The sequence below is a fragment of the Paraburkholderia sp. SIMBA_030 genome (assembly GCF_046535245.1).
Lineage (GTDB): Bacteria > Pseudomonadota > Gammaproteobacteria > Burkholderiales > Burkholderiaceae > Paraburkholderia.
The window spans coordinates 1-276 of record NZ_JAWRXB010000395.1 but is presented as its reverse complement, the minus strand read 5'-3'; the positions used below and the strand labels follow the sequence as shown (position 1 = coordinate 276).

General features: G+C 67.0%; 1 protein-coding gene. It reads left to right on the top strand.

Features of this window, described 5'->3' with window-relative positions; translation table 11 throughout:
• A partial coding sequence (locus SB772_RS40500) for an ABC transporter permease subunit (protein ID WP_410838584.1) occupies positions 1-276 on the top strand: 276 nt, incomplete at both ends.

Below are 276 nucleotides of genomic sequence, written 5' to 3'. Positions count from 1 at the left end.
GAAGCGGCCTTCGGCAGCGGCGGTACCTTCCTCAGCGTGCTGATCCGCCACGTGCTTCCCAACTCCCTGACCTCGGTCATCGCCTTCGCGGCACTGCAGGTCGGCTGGGCAATCCTGCAGCTCTCGACCCTTGGCTTCCTCGGTTACGGCGCACCGCCGCCGACGCCGGAATGGGGGCTGCTGATCGCCGAGGGCCGCAATTATATCGCAACCGCCTGGTGGCTGACGGCTGCCCCTGGCATCGCCGTGGTTCTGGTGGTGCTCTCCGTCAATCGC